The 22768-nt window shown below is 59.5% G+C and carries 16 protein-coding genes; 8 read left to right on the top strand and 8 right to left on the bottom strand.

All coding sequences use genetic code 11. The annotated features are described in order from the left end of the window. The 6 genes from ASC74_RS19310 to cmoB form a co-directional block, all read left to right on the top strand. The coding region (locus tag ASC74_RS19310) for an IS256 family transposase (RefSeq protein WP_082555851.1) at positions 1-1224 on the top strand (1224 nt) is incomplete at its 5' end. Between the two features lie 370 nt (positions 1225-1594). Next, entirely contained in the window at positions 1595-4012 is a 2418-nt protein-coding gene (gene lon, locus ASC74_RS19305) for an endopeptidase La (RefSeq protein WP_056743237.1), read from the top strand. Between the two features lie 219 nt (positions 4013-4231). Beyond that, positions 4232-4630 carry a protease inhibitor I42 family protein gene (locus tag ASC74_RS19300; RefSeq protein WP_056743236.1) on the top strand — a complete coding sequence of 133 codons (399 nt, stop codon included), beginning with the start codon at positions 4232-4234 and terminating at the stop codon, positions 4628-4630. A gap of 2 nt (positions 4631-4632) precedes the next feature. Further along, positions 4633-5268 carry a lysoplasmalogenase gene (locus ASC74_RS19295; RefSeq protein ID WP_056743234.1) on the top strand — a complete coding sequence of 212 codons (636 nt, stop codon included), beginning with the start codon at positions 4633-4635 and terminating at the stop codon, positions 5266-5268. A gap of 197 nt (positions 5269-5465) precedes the next feature. Beyond that, positions 5466-6245: a carboxy-S-adenosyl-L-methionine synthase CmoA gene (gene cmoA / locus ASC74_RS19290; RefSeq protein WP_177338866.1), complete on the top strand. Its 780-nt coding sequence runs from the start codon at positions 5466-5468 to the stop codon at positions 6243-6245. Next, positions 6242-7198 carry a tRNA 5-methoxyuridine(34)/uridine 5-oxyacetic acid(34) synthase CmoB gene (gene cmoB / locus ASC74_RS19285; RefSeq protein WP_056743231.1) on the top strand — a complete coding sequence of 319 codons (957 nt, stop codon included), beginning with the start codon at positions 6242-6244 and terminating at the stop codon, positions 7196-7198. Before cmoA ends, cmoB begins: the two co-directional genes overlap by 4 nt. 146 nt (positions 7199-7344) lie before the next feature. On the opposite strand, the gene tadA is transcribed toward cmoB, so the two are convergent. The 7 genes from tadA to treP form a co-directional block, all read right to left on the bottom strand. Continuing rightward, the gene (gene tadA / locus ASC74_RS19280) at positions 7345-7842 is read right to left on the bottom strand and encodes a tRNA adenosine(34) deaminase TadA (RefSeq protein ID WP_056743229.1); all 498 of its coding nucleotides are present in this window, start codon (positions 7840-7842) and stop codon (positions 7345-7347) included. After that, positions 7842-9218, bottom strand: a complete 1377-nt coding sequence (locus tag ASC74_RS19275; protein WP_156400833.1) for a multicopper oxidase family protein — start codon at positions 9216-9218, stop codon at positions 7842-7844. Before ASC74_RS19275 ends, tadA begins: the two co-directional genes overlap by 1 nt. 216 nt (positions 9219-9434) lie before the next feature. Beyond that, complete coding sequence (locus tag ASC74_RS19270) at positions 9435-9725, bottom strand: PTS transporter subunit EIIB (RefSeq protein WP_056743227.1); 291 nt, start codon at positions 9723-9725, stop codon at positions 9435-9437. A 2-nt stretch (positions 9726-9727) separates the two neighbouring features. Then, positions 9728-12256: a phosphoenolpyruvate--protein phosphotransferase gene (gene ptsP / locus ASC74_RS19265; RefSeq protein ID WP_056743226.1), complete on the bottom strand. Its 2529-nt coding sequence runs from the start codon at positions 12254-12256 to the stop codon at positions 9728-9730. Positions 12257-12318: 62 nt separating this feature from the next. After that, positions 12319-13542, bottom strand: coding sequence for a maltoporin (locus tag ASC74_RS19260; RefSeq protein WP_156400832.1), 1224 nt, complete (start codon positions 13540-13542; stop codon positions 12319-12321). Positions 13543-13637: 95 nt separating this feature from the next. After that, entirely contained in the window at positions 13638-15287 is a 1650-nt protein-coding gene (gene treC, locus ASC74_RS19255) for an alpha,alpha-phosphotrehalase (protein ID WP_056743222.1), read from the bottom strand. Between the two features lie 119 nt (positions 15288-15406). Beyond that, positions 15407-16849, bottom strand: a complete 1443-nt coding sequence (gene treP / locus ASC74_RS19250; protein WP_056743220.1) for a PTS system trehalose-specific EIIBC component — start codon at positions 16847-16849, stop codon at positions 15407-15409. A gap of 237 nt (positions 16850-17086) precedes the next feature. On the opposite strand from treP, the gene treR reads away from it, so the two are divergent. Both treR and ASC74_RS19240 read left to right on the top strand, forming a co-directional pair. Then, positions 17087-17791 (top strand): trehalose operon repressor, encoded by a 705-nt coding sequence (treR, locus tag ASC74_RS19245; protein ID WP_056743218.1) that lies wholly within the window; start codon positions 17087-17089, stop codon positions 17789-17791. Between the two features lie 137 nt (positions 17792-17928). Then, positions 17929-21018, top strand: coding sequence for a membrane-targeted effector domain-containing toxin (locus ASC74_RS19240; protein WP_056743216.1), 3090 nt, complete (start codon positions 17929-17931; stop codon positions 21016-21018). Positions 21019-21097: 79 nt separating this feature from the next. Here ASC74_RS19240 and guaA read toward each other — a convergent pair whose 3' ends face one another. Beyond that, entirely contained in the window at positions 21098-22675 is a 1578-nt protein-coding gene (guaA, locus tag ASC74_RS19235) for a glutamine-hydrolyzing GMP synthase (protein WP_046046047.1), read from the bottom strand. Positions 22676-22768 lie beyond the last annotated feature (93 nt).

The following is a 22768-nucleotide window of genomic DNA, read 5'->3' as shown; positions in this document are numbered from 1 at the left end:
CGAGACCTTCCAGCCATTCCAAAAGAGCTGATTGATCAGTTCGTAAACGGCCCGATGAGTGCCGAAGCCATTCAGGATGCCTCGATGGCGTTCAAGAAGGCGCTCATCGAGCGAGCCCTTGGTGCCGAGTTGGGGCACCACCTTGGTTATCCTCAGGGCGCGGAGCGCCCCGAGGAGTCGAGTAACCAACGTAACGGCCGAAGCGGCAAGACCGTGCTGACCGATGACGGCCCGTTGCGCCTGGATATTCCCAGAGACCGCGATGGCAGCTTTGCTCCGATCCTGATCCCCAAACACGAGCGCCGGTTTACAGGCTTCGACGACAAGATCATTGCTATGTATGCCCGCGGCATGAGTGTTCGCGAGATTCGTGCATTTCTCTCGGAGCAATACGGAACAGACGTCTCCCATGACTTCATCAGCTCCGTCACCGATGCTGTTCTGGAAGAAGTCAGTACCTGGCAGCAACGACCACTTGAACCCATGTACCCAGTCATTTTCTTCGATGCTCTGCGGGTCAAAATCCGTGACGAAGGGGTGGTTCGCAACAAGGCAATCTACTTGGCCCTGGGCGTGTTGCCGGACGGCACACGAGATATTTTGGGGATCTGGATTGAGACCACTGAGGGTGCCAAGTTCTGGATGAAGGTCTTCAATGACCTCAAGACCCGAGGCGTCGAAGACGTTTTGATCGCGGTAACTGACGGACTTAAAGGCATGCCAGAAGCCTTGAGTGCGGTGTTTCCTCAGACGACGTTGCAAACCTGTATCGTCCACTTGATCCGTAACAGCCTTGATTACGCGGCTTGGGACAAGCGCCGCGAACTGGCCAAGKCCCTGAAACCGATCTATCAAGCACTCAACGCTGAAGTTGCCGAGCAGGCTCTAGAGGCCTTCGAGTCTGGACCTTGGGGTAAGCRATATCCAACGGTGGCTGCGGCCTGGAGACGTGCCTGGGATCGAGTCATCCCGTTTTTTGTCTTCCCGCCAGCCATACGAAAAGTGATCTACACCACTAATGCTATCGAGAGCATCAATGCTCAGTTGCGCAAGATCATCAAGACAAGGGGGCACTTTCCAACCGACGATGCAGCGACGAAGTTGATCTGGCTGGCATTGCAAAATATCACCGCCAATTGGGGCAGCCCCGCCCATGACTGGAAGAACGCCATGAATCAGTTTGCGGTCTTGTACGGAGATCGATTCATCAGGCCGACCTGGTGAAATGAAGGCCTGCCTGACGGCAGGCCATTACCGGCCCGCACACAAAAAATCTGACACTCTCNTGAATCAGTTTGCGGTCTTGTACGGAGATCGATTCATCAGGCCGACCTGGTGAAATGAAGGCCTGCCTGACGGCAGGCCATTACCGGCCCGCACACAAAAAATCTGACACTCTCGGGCGAAACCCTAAGCCGCCGTTACCGCAGCAACGGACATACACCCGGTCAACCACCAACATGGTCGGCCCAAAGGCCGCCAAGTCAAACGCACCTGTCAAAACCCTGAACACACACCCAGAAATATCCCGACCCATTGAAACCACCCCCCACCCGCCCCATCTAACACCCATACCCAATTGCGCAGGTGCCCCATGAGCGACCAGCAAGAATTCCCCGAAGACCCGAGCGAATACGCCGACCCAGAGAACGCCGAACACCACTCCACCGGCAAAGGCCTCGCCCTGCCAGGCCAGAACCTGCCGGACAAGGTCTACATCATCCCGATCCACAACCGCCCGTTCTTCCCGGCCCAAGTGCTGCCGGTCATCGTCAACGAAGAACCGTGGGCCGAAACCCTCGACCTGGTGAGCAAATCCGATCACCACTCCCTGGCCCTGTTCTACATGGACACGCCCCAGGAAGACCCGCGCCATTTCGACACCTCGGCCCTGCCGCTCTACGGCACTCTGGTCAAGGTGCACCACGCCAGTCGCGAAAACGGCAAACTGCAATTCGTCGCCCAAGGCCTGACTCGCGTGCGCATTCGCACCTGGCTCAAACACCATCGCCCGCCGTACCTGGTAGACGTCGAATACCCGCACCAGCCCACCGAGCCGACCGACGAGGTCAAGGCCTACGGCATGGCGCTGATCAACGCGATCAAGGAACTGCTGCCGCTCAATCCGCTGTACAGCGAAGAGCTGAAGAACTACCTCAACCGCTTCAGTCCCAACGACCCATCGCCGCTGACCGACTTCGCCGCCGCCCTCACATCGGCCACCGGCAGCGAGCTACAAGAAGTGCTCGACTGCGTACCCATGCTCAAACGCATGGAAAAAGTCCTGCCGATGCTGCGCAAGGAAGTCGAAGTCGCACGCTTGCAAAAAGAGATTTCCGCCGAAGTTAACCGCAAGATCGGCGAGCATCAGCGCGAGTTCTTCCTCAAGGAACAGCTCAAGGTCATCCAGCAAGAGCTGGGCCTGACCAAGGACGACCGCAGCGCCGACATCGAACAGTTCGAGCAACGGCTGACCGGCAAGGTTCTGCCACCTCAGGCGCAAAAACGCATCGAAGAGGAAATGAACAAGCTGTCGATCCTCGAAACCGGTTCGCCGGAGTACGCGGTCACCCGCAACTACCTCGACTGGGCGACCTCGGTGCCGTGGGGCGTGTACGGCGAGGACAAACTTGACCTCAAGCACGCACGCAAGGTGTTGGACAAACACCATGCCGGCCTCGACGACATCAAGGACCGCATCCTCGAGTTCCTCGCGGTCGGTGCTTACAAAGGCGAGATCAGCGGCTCCATCGTGCTACTGGTCGGCCCGCCGGGCGTGGGTAAAACCAGCGTCGGCAAATCCATCGCCGAATCCCTCGGTCGGCCGTTCTACCGCTTCAGCCTCGGCGGCATGCGCGACGAAGCCGAGATCAAGGGCCATCGCCGCACCTACATCGGCGCGCAGCCGGGCAAACTCGTCCATGCGTTGAAAGATGTCGAAGTGATGAACCCGGTGATCATGCTCGACGAGATCGACAAGATGGGCCAGAGCTACCAGGGCGACCCGGCCTCGGCGCTCCTGGAAACCCTCGACCCGGAACAGAACGTCGAATTCCTCGACCACTACCTGGACTTGCGTCTGGACCTGTCGAAAGTGCTGTTCATCTGCACCGCCAACACCCTGGATTCAATTCCCGGCCCATTGCTGGACCGGATGGAAGTGATTCGCCTGTCGGGTTATATCACCGAAGAAAAAATCGCCATCGCCAAACGTCACCTATGGCCCAAGCAACTGGAAAAGGCCGGCGTGTCCAAAGGCAGCCTGAGCATCAGCGACAGCGCCCTCAAAGCGTTGATCGACGGATACGCCCGTGAAGCCGGCGTGCGGCAGTTGGAAAAACAACTGGGCAAACTGGTGCGCAAAGCCGTTGTGAAACTGATCGACGAGCCGAAAGCGGTGATCAAGCTCGGCCCGAAAGACCTCGAAGCCTCACTCGGCCATCCAGTCTTCCGCAACGAGCAAGTGCTGTCCGGGACTGGTGTCATCACCGGGCTGGCCTGGACCAGCATGGGCGGCGCGACCTTGCCGATCGAAGCCACGCGTATTCACACCTTGAACCGTGGCTTCAAACTCACCGGGCAATTGGGCGACGTGATGAAGGAGTCGGCGGAAATCGCCTACAGCTACGTCAGTTCCAACCTGAAGTCGTTCGGCGGTGATCCGAAGTTCTTCGACGAAGCCTTCGTCCACCTGCACGTCCCGGAAGGCGCCACCCCGAAAGACGGCCCGAGCGCCGGCGTGACCATGGCCAGCGCCTTGCTCTCGCTCGCCCGAAACCAGGCGCCGAAAAAAGGCATCGCCATGACCGGCGAACTGACGCTGACCGGGCATGTACTGCCGATTGGCGGAGTGCGCGAGAAGGTGATTGCAGCGCGGCGACAGAAGATCTTCGAATTGATCCTGCCGGAGCCTAATCGCGGTAGCTTTGAAGAATTGCCGGATTACCTGAAGGAAGGGATTACCGTGCACTTTGCCAAGCGCTTTGCGGATGTGGCGAAGATTTTGTTCTGATAGTCATGTAGTGCCTGCACCACTGCCATCGTCGGAACGCCGCCCGGAGCAAGCTCGCTCCCACAGGGATTGCGATAAACCTGTGGGAGCGAGCTTGCTCCGGGCGGCGTTCCGACGATGGCGGCGCCACTGACAACGCCTCTCCTTCAGCGCTGTCACACTTTGTCTCATCTTCAGTTATGCTCGCCGTTCGTCGTGAATGCCGGAGCCACTGACCTTATGTCCCCCACTCGCCTGTTTGTCCCCCTCGCCCTCGCCCTCGCCTTGCTGGCCGCGTGCGCCACGCAACCGAAACAGAACGTGACCGTGGAAAAACAAAGCGAATGCCCGGTAAAACTGCACAGCGGGCAAAACCTGATCCTGACCCTGCCGAGCAACCCGACCACGGGTTACCGCTGGGCGATCCAGGATTCGGCCGGTGGCGTATTGCGCGCACTCAGCCCCGAGGTCTACAGCAACCCGGAAGACGCGGGGATCGTCGGCAGCGCCGGCATTTCGACCTGGCGCTTCCAGTCCTTTGCCGCGGGTACTGGCCGTTTACGCCTGACCTATTCACAGCCATGGGCTCCGGAAGTACCGGCGGTGGAAACCTTCGACTGCGCGATCTCGGTTAACTGATCGTGGGCTGGCTGATTCTGGCGCTGATGGGCGCGGTGACGTTCCTCTATGGCGTCAGCGTGCATGCGGCGTTGCTTTGCCTGCTGGTCAAGCCATTGCCGGTTTTGGCCTTGCTCGGCTGGTTGCATGACGCACCGCCCAGCGAATATCGGCGCTGGATCAGCCTTGGATTGATTTTCTCTTTGCTAGGCGACGTACTGCTCGCGTGGCCGGGGGATTTGTTTGTGTTCGGTCTCGGGGCGTTTTTGATCGCTCACTTGGCCTATCTGAAAGCCTACTTGAGTGATTGCCGGCGACTGGCACTGTTACCGCTGATCATCGCTTTGGGCGTCGGCGCGGTGTTGTTGGGGATCTTGATCTCCAATGGGCTGGGTCCGCTGCTCATCCCGGTGATCGTCTACGGTCTGGCCATCAGCGCCATGCTTTGGCGGGCGCTGGCCCGACTCGGCACCGACGTGCCCAAACGCTCGGCGCTGCTAGCGGCCGCAGGTGCGGTGGCGTTTGTGTTTTCGGACAGCGTGATTGGCATCAATCGATTCGTCGCGCCGTTTCATGCCGCGCCTTACGTCATCATCCTCAGCTATTGGTTGGGGCAATGGGGAATTGCGGCCTCGGCGTTCGGCCCGAAACCGCGCTGAATCCTTCGCGAGCAAGCCCGCTCCCACATTTGATTAGTGTTAAACGCACTTCTTGTGTCCGACGCAGAACTACTGTGGGAGCGGCGGTGCGACGATTCGACTTGCTCGCGAAAGCGGTCTCACTGAACACGCAAACCTCGGATCCTGCCCGGCGGTTTATCAGACAACCCGCGCATCCCCCCGTCAATTTGGCTAAAATGCCGGCCTTTTCCACCTACGCCGCTGGAACCGCCGTGAGCAAAGAACCCGATCGCCTTTTCGCCCAGCCTTTGGCCCAGGTGCCTGACTTCGCCTTTAACGAGGACGTGGTGCGGGTATTCCCGGACATGATCAAGCGCTCAGTGCCGGGTTATCCGACCATCGTTGAAAACCTCGGCGTGCTCGCTGCGCAGTTCGCCCAGCCCAACAGCGTGCTCTACGACCTGGGTTCGTCGCTCGGTGCCGTGACCCAGGCCTTGCGCCGTCACGTACGCACCGACGGCTGCCGCGTCATCGCTGTGGATAACTCGGCGGCGATGGTTGAACGCTGCCGTGAATACCTCAACGGTCAGGACTCGATGTTCCAGGAGCTACTGCCGGTCGAAGTGATCGAAGGCGACATCCTGGCCCTGGAATTCCAGCCGGCCTCGGTGGTGGCGCTGAACTTCACCCTGCAATTCATCGCCCCGGAACAGCGCACGGCGTTGCTCTCGCGTATCCGCCAATCGCTGTTGCCCGGTGGCGCGCTGATTCTGTCGGAGAAGCTGCGCTTCAATGATCCGGACGAACACGCGCTGCTCACTGACCTCCACGTCGCGTTCAAACGCGCCAACGGCTACAGCGAACTCGAGATTGCCCAGAAGCGCAGCGCCATTGAAAACGTCATGAAGCCCGACAGCCTCGAAGAACACCGTGAGCGCCTGTTGGCCGCTGGTTTTTCGAAAGTCGTGCCGTGGTTCCAGTGTCTTAACTTTGCCTCGTTGATTGCCTTGCCATGATTGATCTGTCCCCCCTTGCCCGCCGTCTGGCCGGCACACCGCTGGCCGAATGGGCCAACACTCTGCAGCGTCAGCTCGACAAGAAAATGGAAAAGGGTCACGGCGATCTGGAGCGCTGGCAGAGTGCGTTGGACGCTTTGCCGAAGATTCAGCCGAGCGAAGTTGATTTGCTCAACGGTCTGACGCTGGACACCGATTGCGATGACGAAACCCGTGCGCAAATGCGCACCGCGCTGATGGGTTTGTCGCCATGGCGTAAAGGGCCATTCGATCTGTTTGGTGTGCACGTCGATACTGAATGGCGTTCGGACTGGAAATGGTCGCGGGTCGCACCGCATCTGGATCTGAAGGGCAAACGCATCCTCGATGTCGGTTGCGGCAATGGCTATTACATGTGGCGCATGCTCGGTGCCGGGGCCGATAGCGTGATCGGTGTCGATCCGAACTGGCTGTTCTTCTGCCAGTTCCAGGCAGTGCAGCGTTACTTGTCCGAGCCCAATGCCTGGCACCTACCGTTCCCTTTCGAAGACCTGCCGCCGAACATGGAAGGCTTCGACACCGTGTTTTCCATGGGCGTGTTCTATCACCGTCGCTCGCCGATCGAGCATTTGCTGGCGCTGAAGGATTGCCTGGTCAAAGGCGGCGAACTGGTGCTGGAAACCCTGGTGATCGAGGGCGATCAGCAGCAGGTATTGGTGCCGGAAGACCGTTATGCGCAGATGCGTAACGTGTGGTTCCTGCCGTCAGTACCAGCGCTGGAACTGTGGCTGCGCCGGGCAGGGTTCACGGATGTTCGCTGTGTGGACGTGAGCGTGACGACGGTCGAGGAACAGCGCGGGACGGAGTGGATGAAATATCAGTCGCTGAGCGATTTCCTTGACCCGGAAGATCACAGCAAGACGGTTGAAGGGCTGCCGGCGCCGATGCGCGCGGTCATCGTGGCCCGTAAGTAAACCCGACCTCCCTGCCAATGGAGATCAAATGTGGGAGCGGCGGTGCGGCGATCCGACTTGCTCGCGAAAGCGGTTTAACATTCAGCAGAAATGTTGACTGATCTACCGCTTTCGCGAGCAAGCCCGCTCCCACATTAGGTCGGTGTTTAGTCTGTGGGTTTGGCTCTTCGGGCCTTGAAGAACTCGCTCAGCACCGCCCCGCATTCCTCAGCCAATACCCCGCCTTCATACAGCACCCGGTGATTCAAAAATCCCTGGGTAAAAAACTGCCCCTGACTCTGCACAATCCCGGCCTTCGGCTCCAGCGCCCCATACACCACCCGCGCAATCCGTGAATGCACGATCAGCCCGGCGCACATGCTGCACGGCTCAAGCGTCACGTACAGCGTGCTGCCGGGCAGACGATAGTTGCTGGCTGCCAACGCGGCCGCGCGGATCGCGACCATCTCGGCGTGAGCACTCGGGTCGTTGCCGCTGATCGGGCAGTTGAAACCCCGACCGATGATTTCACCGTCCTGCACCAGCACCGCGCCCACCGGCACTTCACCGAGCGCCGCGCCTTGGGCGGCCAGGGTCAGGGCTTCGCGCATGAAGTCACGATCACGGCCGCGGTCGATGATTGCTGTCGGGCGTATCTGACGCATCACGCCACCTCGATGGCGGCCATCAGGCCGGTTTCCATGTGGTCGATCACATGGCAGTGGAACATCCAGATCCCCGGGTTATCCGCCACCAGCGCCACTTGCGCGCGCTCGTTCTTGCCCAACAGGTAAGTGTCGGTGAAGTACGGAATGACCTTGTGCCGGTTCGAGGCAATGACCTTGAAGCTCATGCCGTGCAGGTGAATCGGGTGTTGATACTGAGTCATGTTTTTTAATTCGAAAATGTAGCTTTTGCCCTTCTCGAGCTTGGCAATCGGGCGGTCGGCGCAAGTCTTGTCGGTAATGTCCCAGGCCTTGCCGTTGATCTGCCACAGGCTCGGCGGCTTGCCATTGTCGACGTTCACCGACACTGAGCCTACCCATTCGAAATTGAAGTTGAGTTTCTCGGCATTGGCCAGGTCCGGCTCGGCCACCGGGTTGGCGGGCAGTGCGGGTGGCCACTCGGTCGGGGCATCGGTGTTCGCCACCGAGCGGAACGTGCCCAGTCGTACCGGGCCATTGCGCAGGGACAGTTCTTCACCGGCCGGCGGTGCCTTGATCGCCAGGCAGATACGCATGCCGGGGCCGAGCCAGTATTCCTTGCCCAACGGGCGCGGTTCGATGGGGTTGCCGTCCAGCGCGTAGATCTGCGCTTCGACGCCAGGAATATTGAGTCGGTAGGTCAGGGTGTTATCGAGGTTGAGCAGGCGCACGCGGGTGATCTGCCCGGCGGGCAACTCAATCACCGCTTGCGAGACGCCATTGATTGTCGACAGGCGCCCCGCCGTGCCGCCACGGGCCGCTTCGCGAGGAATGCTGAACGCGACAAAAGCGCCCTCTTCATCGACGTGCCAGCTCTTGAGGCTCAAAGTCTTTTCGTACTTGAAGCCGGTAGGCTCGCGCTCTTCGATGATCAACGGGCCGACCAGCCCGCGACCGAGTTCTTCGCTGCTGTTCACATGCGGGTGATACCAGTAGCTGCCGGCGTCGGGCACGCGGAATTTGTAGTCAAAGTATTCGCCCGACAGCACTGGAAGCTGCGAGACGTAGGGTACGCCGTCCATTTCCAGCGGCAGGCGGATGCCGTGCCAATGAATGGTGGTGGCCACCGGCAGGTGGTTGATGAAACGTACCCGCAGCCATTCGCCCTGACGCACCCGCAACTCGGTGCCCGGCGCCGACGGGCCGAACGCCCAGGCTTCGGTCTTGTGCCCGGCCACCAGTTCAACGTCCAGTGGTGCGGCGATCAGCTCATAGTCGTGGCCCGCGTCGGCGTCGGCCATTTTGCCCAACCAGTACCGCGACGCGCCCCCCGCTCCGACACCAACGACAACAAGACCGGCCAGGCCACCGAGGATTTGGCGACGGGTAAAGGACATGAACTCAACTACCTCACGTATCAGCGACAGGCGCAGGGCCTGTAAAAGGCGAATACGATACACCTGCGGTTGAGAAACAGTAAGGGTGGCGCAGGATTCCTGCTGCGCGATCGTTCCCACGCTCTGCGTGGGAATGCAGCCCGTGACGCTCCGCGTCACTTCCGCTGGGGACGCGGAGCGTCCCTAGAGGCATTCCCACGCAGAGCGTGGGAACGATCAGTGTGCGAGGCCGGTGATCAGGTGCACCACGCCTTCGTCCAGCATCATGACTCCCGGCACACCGGCCATATTCAAAGCCTGCCGATCCATCCGCCCCACATCCCGCAACGCCACCCGAACCCGGGTCAGCGCCACCGGCTGCTGCGACTTGAGGTTATCCATTCCGCCCAGAGCGGCGACGATTTCCGGGGCCAGACCAGAAACAGGCTGAGCAACCACTTTCGGCTCATCCACCACCAGATCCGGGGTTAACGCTTTCCAGAACGCCCGCTGCATTTTCTCGAACATGCTCAGTTCTCCAGTACCAGTGAAGTATCGACCGTCGCCTCGTGATACAGCCGCAACGCCTCGCGCACTTGCTCGGCGCTTTCCAGGCCCAGCACTTGCTGGGCGATGGCCTGGCAGTCCAGCAGATCCACTTCGCGAACCGCCGCTTTGATCGCCGGAATCAATGGCACGCTCACCGACAGTTCATCCACCCCAAGTCCCAGCAGCAGCGGCACCGCCAGCGTCTCGGACGCCATGGCGCCACACACACCGACCCATTTGCCATGGGCGTGGGCGGCCTTCACGGTGCTGGCAATCAAACGCAGCACCGACGGATGAAAGCTGTCGGCCTGGCTGGCGAGGCGCGGGTGATCGCGGTCCATGGCCAGGGTGTATTGGGTCAGGTCGTTGGTGCCGATAGAGAAGAAGTCCACTTCAGGCGCAAACAGATCGGCCATCAGTGCCGCTGCCGGCACTTCGATCATGATCCCCAGTTTCGGCAGCTCGGTAAGACCCAATGCCAGCGCCTCTTCCTCAAGCAGCTGCCGGGCCCGTCGCAACTCCGACAGTTGCGTGACCATGGGCAACATGATGTGCAGACGGGCCAGCCCGGCGCTGCTCAGGATCGCTTTGAACTGATCGCGCAACAGCTGCGGGCGCTCCAGGCACAATCGAATCCCGCGCATGCCGAGGAACGGGTTGGTTTCGCTGTCCATCGGCACGTAGGCCAACGGTTTGTCGCCGCCGACATCCAGAGTCCGCACCACCAGATTGCGCGCCGGCCCCAGGGCGCGGGCGATGGCGCTGTAGGTGGATGCCTGTTCGTCATGGCTCGGCGCATGGTGGCGGTCCAGATAAAGAAACTCCGAACGCAACAGACCGACGCCTTCTCCGCCCAGCGTCATGGCCTGCTCGGCTTCGGTCAGAGAAGCGACGTTTGCCGTCACTTCAAAGTGGTGACCATCGCGGGTACAAGCCGCCAGCGCAGCGTGCGCCAGCTCATGTTGATGGCGCTTCTGCTGGCGTTGACGATTGGCCTGCAGCTGCTCGATGGCCGCCAGATCCGGGTCCAGATGCAGCTCGCCCTTGTCGGCGTCGAGCAACACTTGGGTGCCGTTGGCCAGCGCCAGCACCTGAACGGGCAACCCGCAGATCGCCGGCAAACCGGACGCCCGCGCGAGGATCGCGACGTGGCTGGTAGCGCCGCCACCGACCGTGGCGAAACCCAGTACCTTGCGGGTATCGAGCCCGGCGGTCTGTGACGGCGTCAGTTGTTCGGCGATCAGGATCGCCCCCTCAGGCAGCTCCATCGCCTGATCCTGTACGCCGAGAATCAGCTTGAGCACCCGCTGGCCGACATCGGCCAGGTCCGCCGCCCGCTCCGCCAGCAAGGCATTGCCCAGGCTTTTGAACAGGGTTGCCGTCGACTCGGTTGCTGCGCGCCAGGCGAACCCGGCACTTTTGCCTTCGATGATCAGCGACTCGGTCTGATCCAGCAGACTCGGGTCTTCAAGCAGTTCCTGGTGCGCCTTGAAAATCTCTGCCTGGGCGTCACCGGTGGCGTTGTCGCGCAGTTGCTGCAAGGCCAGCGCCGCTGCGGCCAAAGCCCGAGACAGATGCTCTCGCTCACGCTGCGGACCGACGCCGAACTCGCTCACTTCAAGCGTTTGCTCGGCGATCTGCACAACCTGACCAAACGCCGAACCCGCCGAGGCACAGACTCCGCGCAAAACGTTCAGCGATGACGCTTCAACCGTCTCGACTTCTGCCATCACGGCGACCGTCTCGCCACACCCGTCGGTCAGCAATTCGGCCAGCGTCTTGATCGCCGCTTCAGCATCCGGGCCGGCCGCGCTGACTTGCACAACGTCACCATGAGCCGTCTGCAACGCCATGATTGCCACCAGGGATTTCGCGTTCGCACTCGCCTGCTGTTTATGCAGGTAAATGCTCGCCGAAAAACCTTTCGCTGCTTGAGCGAACACCGCGGCCGGACGGGCGTGCAAGCCGTTCGGGTTGGCAAGTGTCACCGGTTTGGAAAACAGTGCTTCGCCCTCTTCCGACACTGGCTCATCCGTTGCCTGCTCGATGGGCTTCAAGCTCAGTAGCGGTTGGCCACTTTCTACCAAACCCGTTTCCGGCGTCAGCCAAGTGAACGGCTCACCGCTGACCACCAGCATCAAGGTCAGCAGGCTGCGAGCATTCAAGGCAATGTAATCGGCATCGAATTCGATCAGCGACTGCCCAACGTCAACCCGCTGGCCCTCCTCCACCAACCGCGTGAACCCCTTTCCTGCCAGGTTCACCGTGTCGAGGCCGATGTGCATCAACACCTGCACGCCATTGTCGTCGGTGATGCTGACCGCATGCCCACTGGCCTGCACATCGCTGACAACCCCTGCCAGCGGCGCGCACAAGGTTTGCGAAGTCGGATCGATGCACAGACCGTCGCCGATCACGCGACTGGAAAACACCTGATCGGGCACCTGGTCCAGCGGCATCAGCACGCCGGACAAAGGTGCCAGCAGTTGCAATTGTTGGGGTGTGGCCATGACGTCACCTGCTGTTTTGTTCTTTGAAGTGCCGATGGAGCGCGAGGCTCCGGCAGCATCGCTTATTTCCACCAATACTCGACCTGCAATCCGACGTTCGAACCGTGTCGCGCTGTGCCGAAAGAGCCGGTGTCGGACAATGCAGAACCTGCCGCCAGTTCATTGGCAGCCCGTTTGGCCGCCTCGTTCCAGCTCGCATAGGTGTAATACAGTCGCACCTCAGGGCGAGCCCAGAATTCCGGTCCTTTGGGCGACCAGGTCGGAGCGAAGGTGAACTTGCTCAGCTTGCGCGTGCCGCCCGTGGCTTCGACCTGATCGTGACCCAATTCGGTCACCAGTTTGAACTGCTCGGTGAGCGCATAAGTCGGGCGAACGCCCAGGGAAATCCAGTTCTGGTCAGCGCCGTCCGGGCGAATGTCTTTCTGATAGACCGCCTCGATCTGCCCGCCAAATCGCGGCGTCACTTGCCAGTCGAAGAACTCCACCACCCGGTAGCTTTTGCTGCTGTCGTCCAGCTTCACGTTACCGGTATAGCCCAACCCGGTGCCGGGCCCTTCGCCGTACTGGAACGCCAGTTTGTTCTTGCCACCCAGAAAACCTTTCTGCACATGCTGGGTGGTGATCGCCCAGCCGCGATGTGCGTCGCGACTGTCGGGTTTGTCGATGTAGCTAAGGCCAAACTCCAGTTCACCGCCGGGGTTGGTGTTGAAACCAGCGACGTTGAAGTCGTGACGGTTGATGTAGTCCTTCTGGTACAGGTTGTCCTTGCGCGAGAAGGCGTAGCTGTATTTCAGATCGCCGATCAGCACGTCCTCGATACCGCCGCCGGTGGCGCTCTGGTTCCAATAGTAGAAGTCGGAAATGTGGATATCGTTCCGTTTGTAGTAGCGCCGGCCAGCCCACAGTGAACCGCCATTAAGGCTGGGCATGTTCGACCATTGCGCGTACATCTGCGGCATTCGCACCGAACCGTTGTCACCGTTGAAGGTCAGGTCCTTGTCGTACTGGTTATACAGCGACGCCATGCCATCGACGCTCAGCACCGAGCCGTCATCCAGGGTGTACAAATCCTGCCGTAGTTCCAGCTCCGCGTACTGCTCACATTCGTTGCCCAAGCGGTATTTGGTCTGCGCGCCCGGTAGCTGGAAACACTGCTGTTTACCGCTGTTGACCGAGGTCCCGACGCCGCTGCGCAAGTAACCGGCGAACTCCAGCGCCTGGGCCGAAAGAGGTAAAGCCAGGCACACGCCCGCCATTAAAAGGCTGCGATTTATTGTTATGTTCAAGAGCTACCCCATTATTTTTATTGTGTGCAGCGGCAAAATCGGCGCGCAAAACTCTCCCGCGCAGCGTTCTGCGTGTTGTTTTAAAACAGTGTTTTTTAGTGGTTGCTCAGGTGCAGAACGAACGACTCAAAGGGCCGTAAAAACACCTGCCGATTGCGCGGCGGACAGTCCGGGTAGTTGCTGATCACCAACCGCTGCGTCATCGCTTCGCCGATTACTTCATTCGGCAATACGACTTCACAAGTTGTGCCGTAGAAGTTGTTCAACACCAGTAACCGTTCGCCATTGCCCTCACGCACGTACGCCCAGATTTGCGTGTGCTCGGGCAACAGTTGCCGGTAAACGCCGTCGGACATCAACGCTTCACTGCGGCGCAGAGCGATCAGTTGCCGGTAGTGATGAAGCACCGAATCCGGGTCATCAAGTTGGGCGGCAACGTTGATCTGCGCGGCATTGGCCGGCACCCCGATCCACGGCTCACCAGCGCTGAAGCCCGCGTTAGGCTCGGCATTCCAGTGCATCGGCGTACGGCCGTTGTCCCGGGACTTCTGCATGATCGCCGCCATGTTGTCGGCGTCGCTCGCACCCGCCTCGCGCTTGAGCCGGAAGATGTTCAGCGTCTCGACATCGCGGTACTGATCGATGTGATCGAAGCCCGGATTGGTCATGCCCAGTTCCTCGCCCTGGTACACGAACGGCGTGCCCTGGAGGAAATGCAGCGCCGTGCCGAGCATCTTCGCCGAGATCTCTCGATATTCGCCGTCATGCCCAAAACGCGAGACCACCCGTGGCTGGTCATGGTTACACCAGAACAGCGCGTTCCAGCCACCGCCGGCCTGCATGCCGGTTTGCCAGTCGGAGAGGATGCGCTTGAGTTCCAAAAAGTCGAAGTCGGCGCGGACCCACTTCTGCAGGTTCGGATAATCGACCTTCAGGTGATGGAAGTTGAAGGTCATCGACAGCTCTTTCGACTCTGGCCGCGAGTAACGAATGCAGTGTTCGAGGCTGGTGGAGGACATCTCGCCGACGTTGATCAGGTCATGACCTTCGAAGACTTCGCGGTGCATTTGCTGCAAGTATTCGTGGACGTTCGGGCCATCGGTGTAGAAGCGTCGACCGTCGGTGTTGTCCTCAGGGAAGTCCGCCGGTTTGGAGATCAGATTGATCACGTCCAGACGGAACCCGCCTACGCCCTTGTCGCGCCAGAAACGCATCATCTTGAAGACTTCGGCGCGCACCTTGGGGTTGTCCCAGTTCAGGTCGGCCTGAGTGTGGTCGAACAGGTGCAGGTAATACTGACCGGTTTGGGCTTCGTACTCCCAGGCCGAGCCACCGAACTTGGATTCCCAGTTGTTCGGCTGGTCGCGCCAGATGTAGAAATCCCGGTACGGGCTGTCGAGGCTGCTGCGGGCCTGCTGGAACCAGGTGTGCTCGATGGAGGTGTGGTTGACCACAATATCGAGCATCAGCTTGATCCCGCGCTTGCCGGCCTCGGCGATCAGCAACTCGCAATCGGCCATGGTCCCGTAACTCGGGTCGATGGCGTAGTAATCACTGATGTCGTAGCCGTTGTCGCGCTGGGGCGAACGCAGGAACGGCGTGATCCACAGGCAATCGACACCCAGCCAGTGCAGGTAATCGAGCTTGGCCACAACGCCAAGCAAATCACCCGTGGGGTTGCCGGCGTGGCTGTGAAAACTCTTCGGGTAGATCTGGTAGATCACCGAACGTTGCCAGTCTTGCATGGCGGATTCCTTCAATTAGTTGATGCAGTGACCGTAATGGCCCCTTCGCGAGCAAGCCCGCTCCCACATTTGGAATGCGGTCAACCTGTGGGAGCGAGCTTGCTCGCGAATGCGATCTGTCAGGCAACCCGATACCCAGGCCGAACAATCTTCATGCTCAACCCGCAGGTCAGAACAAACGGCACGACCATGGCAATGACCATCCCGATCACGAACATCGGAATGAACTGTGGAATGATCGAGATAAAACCGGGCAAGCCACCGACGCCGATTGCCGAGGCCTGGACCTTGTTCAGCGACAGGAAAATGCAGCCCAGGGCCGAACCGATCAGGGCTGCGTAGAACGGAAATTTGTAGCGCAGGTTGACCCCGAACATGGCCGGTTCGGTGATGCCGAAGTAAGCGGAAATCGCCGAGGTCGAGGCCATGCTTTTATCCCGCACGTTACGGGTCATGTAGAACACCGCCAGTGCCGCACTGCCCTGGGCCAGGTTGGACATGACGATCATCGGCCAGATGAAGGTGCCGCCCTGGGTGGAGATCAGCTGCAAGTCGACCGCGAGGAACATGTGGTGCATGCCGGTAATCACCAGCGGCGCGTAGAGCAAACCGAAAATCGCCCCGCCGACCATTGGCGCCAGGTCAAACAGCATGACCACGCCTTCGGTGATAAGAATCCCCAGATGCCGGGTCACCGGGCCGATCACTGCCAGCGCCAGTACGCCGGTGACGACAATGGTGGTGATCGGTACGACCAGCAATTGAATCGCGTTCGGCACCCGCGCCCGCAGCCATTTTTCGATGACGCTCATCACGTAGGCCGCCAGCAGGATCGGCAAGATCTGCCCCTGATAGCCGACCTTCTCGATCTGGAACAAGCCAAGAATGTCGAAGTACGGCAGGCTCTGCCCGTCCAGCCCGGCCACCGCTTTGCCATAGTTCCAGGCATTGAGCAGATCGGGGTGCACCAGCATCAGGCCGAGCACGATGCCGAGGATTTCGCTACCGCCAAACCGCTTGGCCGCCGACCAGCCCACCAGCGCCGGCAGGAACACAAACGAGGTGTTGGCCATGAGGTTGATCAGGCTCCAGAGCCCGTCAAGCTTCGGATAGGCGTCCAGCAGGGTCTTGCCCTCGATGAACATGCCCTTGGCGCCAATCAGGTTGTTAATGCCCATCAGCAGGCCGGCAATGATCAACGCCGGGAGGATTGGCATGAAGACGTCGGAAAACACCCGCACCAGACGCTGCATGGCGTTGATCTTGTCAGCGCTTTTCTGTTTGACGTCGGCGATGGTCGAGGCGGCGAGACCGGTTTGACGACGCAGTTCGGCGTAGACCTTTTCAACCTCGCCAGGGCCGATAACCACCTGGAACAGGCCGCCGGTGAAGAACGAGCCTTTGACCAGATCAATCTGGTTCAGCGTGGCGCTGTCGACCAGGCTCGGGTCCTTGAGGGCCAGGCGCAGGCGGGTGACGCAGTGCGCGGCCTGCTCGAGGTTGTCGCTGCCACCGAGGCTTTGCAGCAGCTCGCTGGCGATATTCGGATAGTCGTGGCTCATGATTGTCCTTGCGCTGTAGTTTTTTGTTATTGGCAGCACGCCGAAGCGAAAAGTACTCGTCTGTACGAGTTAAAGCAACAACTCGTACAGACGAGTTTGAATTTGTTTATCCTGAACCCGACCGGCGGCGACATTTCCCACCTCAAAAGTCAAAGAAACCTAACGCCGCATGGACAAACCCCTACCCTGCCCTTAAGGTTCGAAACCTTGAGCACAGCGCGGCACAGAGCCATCCCCATGAGTAAATACAACCAGATCTACAGTGATCTGCTTGCCAGCATCACGACCGAACGTCTGGAACGCGGCGCCCGGTTGCCTTCCGAAACCGAACTGATGGACAGCTACCAGGCCAGTCGCGGCACCGTGCGCAAGGCCATCGAGCAACTGCAGGAGCGCGGTTTCGCCCAGAAAGTCCACGGCAAAGGCACGTTCGTGCTGTCGACCAACCCGATCGAATTTCAGCTGGGTGGCATCGTCAGCTTCCAGGAGACCTACCCGAGCCTGGGCAACGATGTCAGCACCGACGTGGTCGAGTTCAGCCAGATCCCCCTCGAAGGTTCTCTGCTCGAACACATCCAGGCTGAAGAAGGCAGCCTCATTACCCGGATCAAGCGAGTGCGGCGGATCGACGGCAAACGCGTGATCCTCGACATCAACCATTTCGTCAGCGACGTGATTCCCGGCCTGTCCCGAGACATCGCCGAGCACTCGATCTACGCCTTCATCGAGCAGACCTTGCAACTGCAAATCGCCTACGCCCAGCGCACCATCGAAGCGGTGCCGCGGAGCAAGGATGACCAGCAACACCTGGACCTCGACGGCCAGAGCCATGTGATCGTGGTCAGCAACCAGACGTTTTTGCAGGACGGACGGCAGTTCGAATACACCGAGTCGCGGCACACCCTGGACAAGTTTTACTTTTCTGACGTTGCACGGCGCTGAGCCTGACTCAGACCTTCGTCATGTCCTACTTCTTCTATCAACAACAGACCACCACCAGATACCCAGTAGCTTACAGATGGAATCGATGCCCCTTGAGATAGTGAGCGCCCCCTCAGCAACCTCTCAAGGCGAGCATCATGGACGACACTCAAGACATAACCCTGCCCGACGCTACCGATGCGCAGGCCCTCCGGGCCCTGATCCCTGATCTGGTAACCGATTGCCCCGACATGTACGCCATGGCGTACCAGGTCGCCAAAGACATTCTCATCCAGCACAACATCACGGATATCGAACCCGACAAGGTCTACTGGCATCGGTTTAATGCCGCTCAAAGCAGTTCGAAGACCTTTACCGGCTGGCAGCATGTATTCGAAAAACCCAGGGAGTCGATGACCTTCCCGCAACTGGTCATGCAGCGTTTCAGTGTCCACGACCAGGACAACGGGGACCTGCTGGACGTTGACAGCGGTTTCTACCGTGCCGACGGCAATGCCGGAAACTACGATGAAACCAACGAAATTCGCCTGCATGCCAGGGATGTGTTGAAAACCTTCTGGGATACCGATTTCGCTGACCGTTGCAAAACGGCCATCGCGACGTTCTGGGAAAAGCACAGCGACAACTTCCGTGCGCTGGCCAAGTGCACGTTCATCGCCAAAGCCATTGAAGACTACGAGAAGGGATACCTGACCCGCGAACACTTCACCCTGGTGCTCAGGGCGGCCACCGCAAATGTGAGCAGGCCACTCACCCGGCAAATGCTGCTGGACGAGGCGCCAGCAGGCAGCGGTTTATCAATCCGCAAGTTTTGCATTGATCAGTACGTGTCGACGGACATTTTCAGTATCACCGACGACCGTGACCTGAACATTCTCTACGTTCCGGGTGAGCCCAGAGGTTTTCACTGCTTCACCAGCGTCGAGCAATTGCACGAATGGCTGGCCAATGAAGTCAAGGATGCCGAAGGCCGTGAGCGCATGCTCATGCACTTCAAGCAGCAAGAGCGCGACATTATTCAGGACAAACCCACTTCACTGGGGCACAAGCTCGCCAACTTCACCGGCATTGGTTTGATCGTTCATGCGTTTGAGGAGACGGAAACCGAAAATATCGGCCTCACCCATGCCTATGACGTATTGCCCGGTGAATATGCAGTCGCGGACCATCATTTGCTCCACTACCGTGGCGAGAAAATTGCCGGTGATGCGTTCACCCATCTGAACCGGTCCACTCATGAGCGCATGCTCAGCGACGCCAATTACCTGCTGCACTCCAACGGCGAGATCAGGAAAAAGCTGTGGATAGGCTATCTCAATGCCTTCAACCACACCTTCGGGCCCATGGCCGCCCTTGCATGGCCGGCAGCGTTTGTCGTCATCGGCGCTGGCATCGCCAATGTCGGGCTTCACATCGACCAGGCCATCAACGGCCACACCCCGGCGGAACGCAAGGCCGCAGTGACTGGCGCCATCCTTGGCAGCGTGGATGTGCTGTTCAACCTGCCTTTCCTGAGGGGGGCGGCAGAACTTGCAGAGGCCTCCGATTTCGCAGAAATCACGGAGACAGAAGAGACCCTTGCGACCGGGCCGGAACCGAAGTCAGAAGCTGAACTGCCCCCACCACCCACTCCGTCTTTCGAGACCGTCATGGCCACGCCTGCCGACGCCGACATTCTCGCCCCTTTTGAAACCAATGAGGTCCTCGACGGCGACTTCCCGGTCAGTGACGAAGGCAAATTCCAGGGCATTTACCAACCCCGGACTGGAGGTAACTACATCGCAGTCGGTGACAGTTTCTACCTGGTGCGCTACAGCAACGAACTGAAAACCTGGGTAATCATTGACCCGGTCAATCCTTACTCCTTTTACCGCAACATACCGGTACGCCTGAATGAAATGGGTGAATGGGTGCCCCTCACGCGTCCCGGCCTGGTGGGCGGGGGCAAGTTTGCCGATCTGTTTGCCGATCTGTTTGCCAGGGCCGAGCCGCCACTCCCGGACTTCGATGCCCCGGCGACGGCATACGATGTTCCGCAGGACATCAAGCCAGCCCTCAAACAGGCGGCCAAGGGTATGGCCCCTAAGGGGGATTTGAAGGACGGCTTTGTCAATCCAAACAATCCGGACCTTGAGCTGGGAGCCTTCAAGAGACTGCGCCGAACACTGCACGACGACGCCGTGACCTTCTATTCGCAACCGCCGCTGCGACCCAGACCGACCATTCCATCGTTCATTGCGAATGCGAAGCTCCAGGACATCATCAAGACCCTTTTCAAGCGGTCACAGAGCCTGGTCATCGGTGAAAGCCACGACAGCGTGGGCAGTAAACAGTTTCTGGTCGAGAACATGAGCGTGCTGCGCAAACAAAAGGTCAAAACCCTGTACATGGAGCATCTGCTGACCGATTTCCATCAGACTGACCTGGATGTGTTCAACCGCACTGGAGTGATGTCCGAGGATCTGGAAAGCTACCTCAAGGACCTTGATGCAGGTTTTTCGACTGACCCCAGCGAACAATTCACCTTTGAGCAGGTGGTCAGGACGGCGCAAAAAAACCATATCCGCGTTCAGGCCATCGACTGCCTGGCCAGTTACCGCAGCGCTGGCATTGAGAGGGCAAACATCAATTTTCGGCAAAAAATGATGAATTTCTTCGCCCGCCAAGTCATCGACGCCGACCAAACGGCCAGAGGCGCGCATCGCTGGGTGGCGCTGGTCGGGAACAGCCACGCCAATACCTATGCCGGCGTGGCGGGTGTCAGCGAACTTGAAGGCGGCATCGGGCTGCGTATTGAAAGCGTCGGCCCGGATGAGCTCGGCGGTATCAAGGTCGACCCGGGGGTGGCCGACGAGCCGCGCCCGGGGCAAGCGGCCGGTTTTGCCAAAAATGACTTGTTGCTGCAAATCCCGACGCCGAAAAGCGTGATCCTGGCGCAAAGGCTGGAGGATGGGCTACCCATGCCGGGCACGTACACCCTCAGCACCAGTACCGGTGAACCCTTTCTGGTTCACCGCAGCAGAACCCTCACCAACAGAGTCATCACCAGTAACGGCATCCTCACCCGTGGCAAACTCGTTCGAACGCCCATCAAGCATGATGCAGATGGGTACTACGTCGAACGGGATTCCTGGCAGATCAATGGTCGACGCTTTCAAAACCCCGACGCCTTGAGTTCAGCGCTGCACAGAATGGGCATGACCCCCGTCCGACTACCAGGCGTCTAAAACGCAAAAAGGCCGTGTGAACAGTGTTCACACGGCCTTTTCAGTTACCTGCGATCAAGCCATCAAGGCTAGCGCGGGATTATTCCCACTCAATGGTCGCTGGCGGCTTGCTCGACACGTCGTAAGTAACGCGGGAGATGCCTTCGATTTCGTTGATGATCCGGCCGGAAACAGTTTCCAGCAGTTCGTAAGGCAGGTGTGCCCAACGCGCGGTCATGAAGTCGATGGTTTCCACGGCACGCAGGGCAACCACCCAGGCGTAACGACGGCCATCGCCGACAACGCCAACCGATTTCACCGGCTGGAACACCACGAATGCCTGGCTGACCTTGTGGTACCAATCGGCCTTGCGCAGTTCTTCGATGAAGATGTGGTCGGCGCGACGCAGCAGGTCCGCGTATTCCTTCTTCACTTCACCGAGGATCCGCACGCCCAGGCCCGGGCCCGGGAACGGGTGACGGTAGACCATGTCGTACGGCAGGCCGAGTTCCAGGCCCAGACGACGGACTTCATCCTTGAACAGCTCGCGCAGGGGTTCAACCAGCTTGAGGTTCATTTCTTCCGGCAGGCCACCCACGTTGTGGTGCGACTTGATCACGTGAGCCTTGCCGCTTTTGGCGCCAGCCGACTCGATCACGTCCGGGTAGATGGTGCCTTGGGCGAGGTACTTGATGTTGTCCAGTTTGTTGGACTGGGCATCGAAGACGTCGATGAAGGTACGGCCGATGATCTTGCGCTTCTTCTCTGGGTCGCTTTCGCCAGCCAGGTTGTTCAGGAACTGATCTTCAGCGTTGGCGCGGATCACCTTGACGCCCATGTTCTCGGCGAACATGGCCATCACTTGCTCACCTTCGTGCAGACGCAGCAGGCCGTTGTCGACAAAGACGCAAGTCAGCTGATCGCCGATGGCTTTGTGCAGCAGCGCAGCAACGACCGAGGAGTCCACACCGCCGGACAGGCCGAGCAGTACGTTGTCAGTACCGACCTGGGCGCGAATGTTGGCGATGGCGTCTTCAGCAATCTTCGAAGGCGTCCACAAGGCTTCGCAGCCGCAGATATCAAGGATGAAACGCGAGAGGATGCGACCGCCCTGCTTGGTGTGGGTCACTTCCGGGTGGAACTGCACGCCGTAGTAGCCACGAGCATCGTCGAACATGCCGGCGATCGGGCAGCTTGGGGTGCTGGCCAGGATGTGGAATTCCTGAGGCATCTTGGTGACCTTGTCACCGTGGCTCATCCACACGTCGAGGCCGAACAGGCCGTCGGCGTCGATGTGGTCTTCGATGCCGTCGAGCAGGCGGCTCTTGCCGACCACGTCAACACGGGCGTAACCGAACTCACGCAGTTCGGAACCTTCGACCTTGCCACCCAGCTGTTCAGCCATGGTCTGCATGCCGTAGCAGATACCGAAGACCGGTACGCCCAGGTCCCAGACGGCTTGCGGTGCGCGCGGGCTGTCGGCGACGTGTACGGACTCGGGGCCGCCGGCGAGGATGATCCCTTTCGGCGCGAATTCGCGAATCGCTTCGTCGTCCATGTCGAACGGATGCAGTTCGCAGTACACGCCAATTTCACGCACGCGGCGGGCAATCAGTTGGGTGTACTGGGAACCGAAGTCGAGGATCAGGATGCGGTGAGCGTGAATGTCGAGGGCCATGTGGTCAGTCTCGTCTATGCAATTCGGTGAAGAAAATCAGAAACAACTCGGGGCTGAAAACAGCCCCGGTTACTTAACTTTTTGCTGGAAGGC

It is taken from the genome of Pseudomonas sp. Root329, assembly GCF_001424925.1.
Taxonomy (GTDB): Bacteria; Pseudomonadota; Gammaproteobacteria; order Pseudomonadales; family Pseudomonadaceae; genus Aquipseudomonas; species Aquipseudomonas arabinosi.
This window is presented reverse-complemented; position numbering and strand designations above follow the sequence as displayed.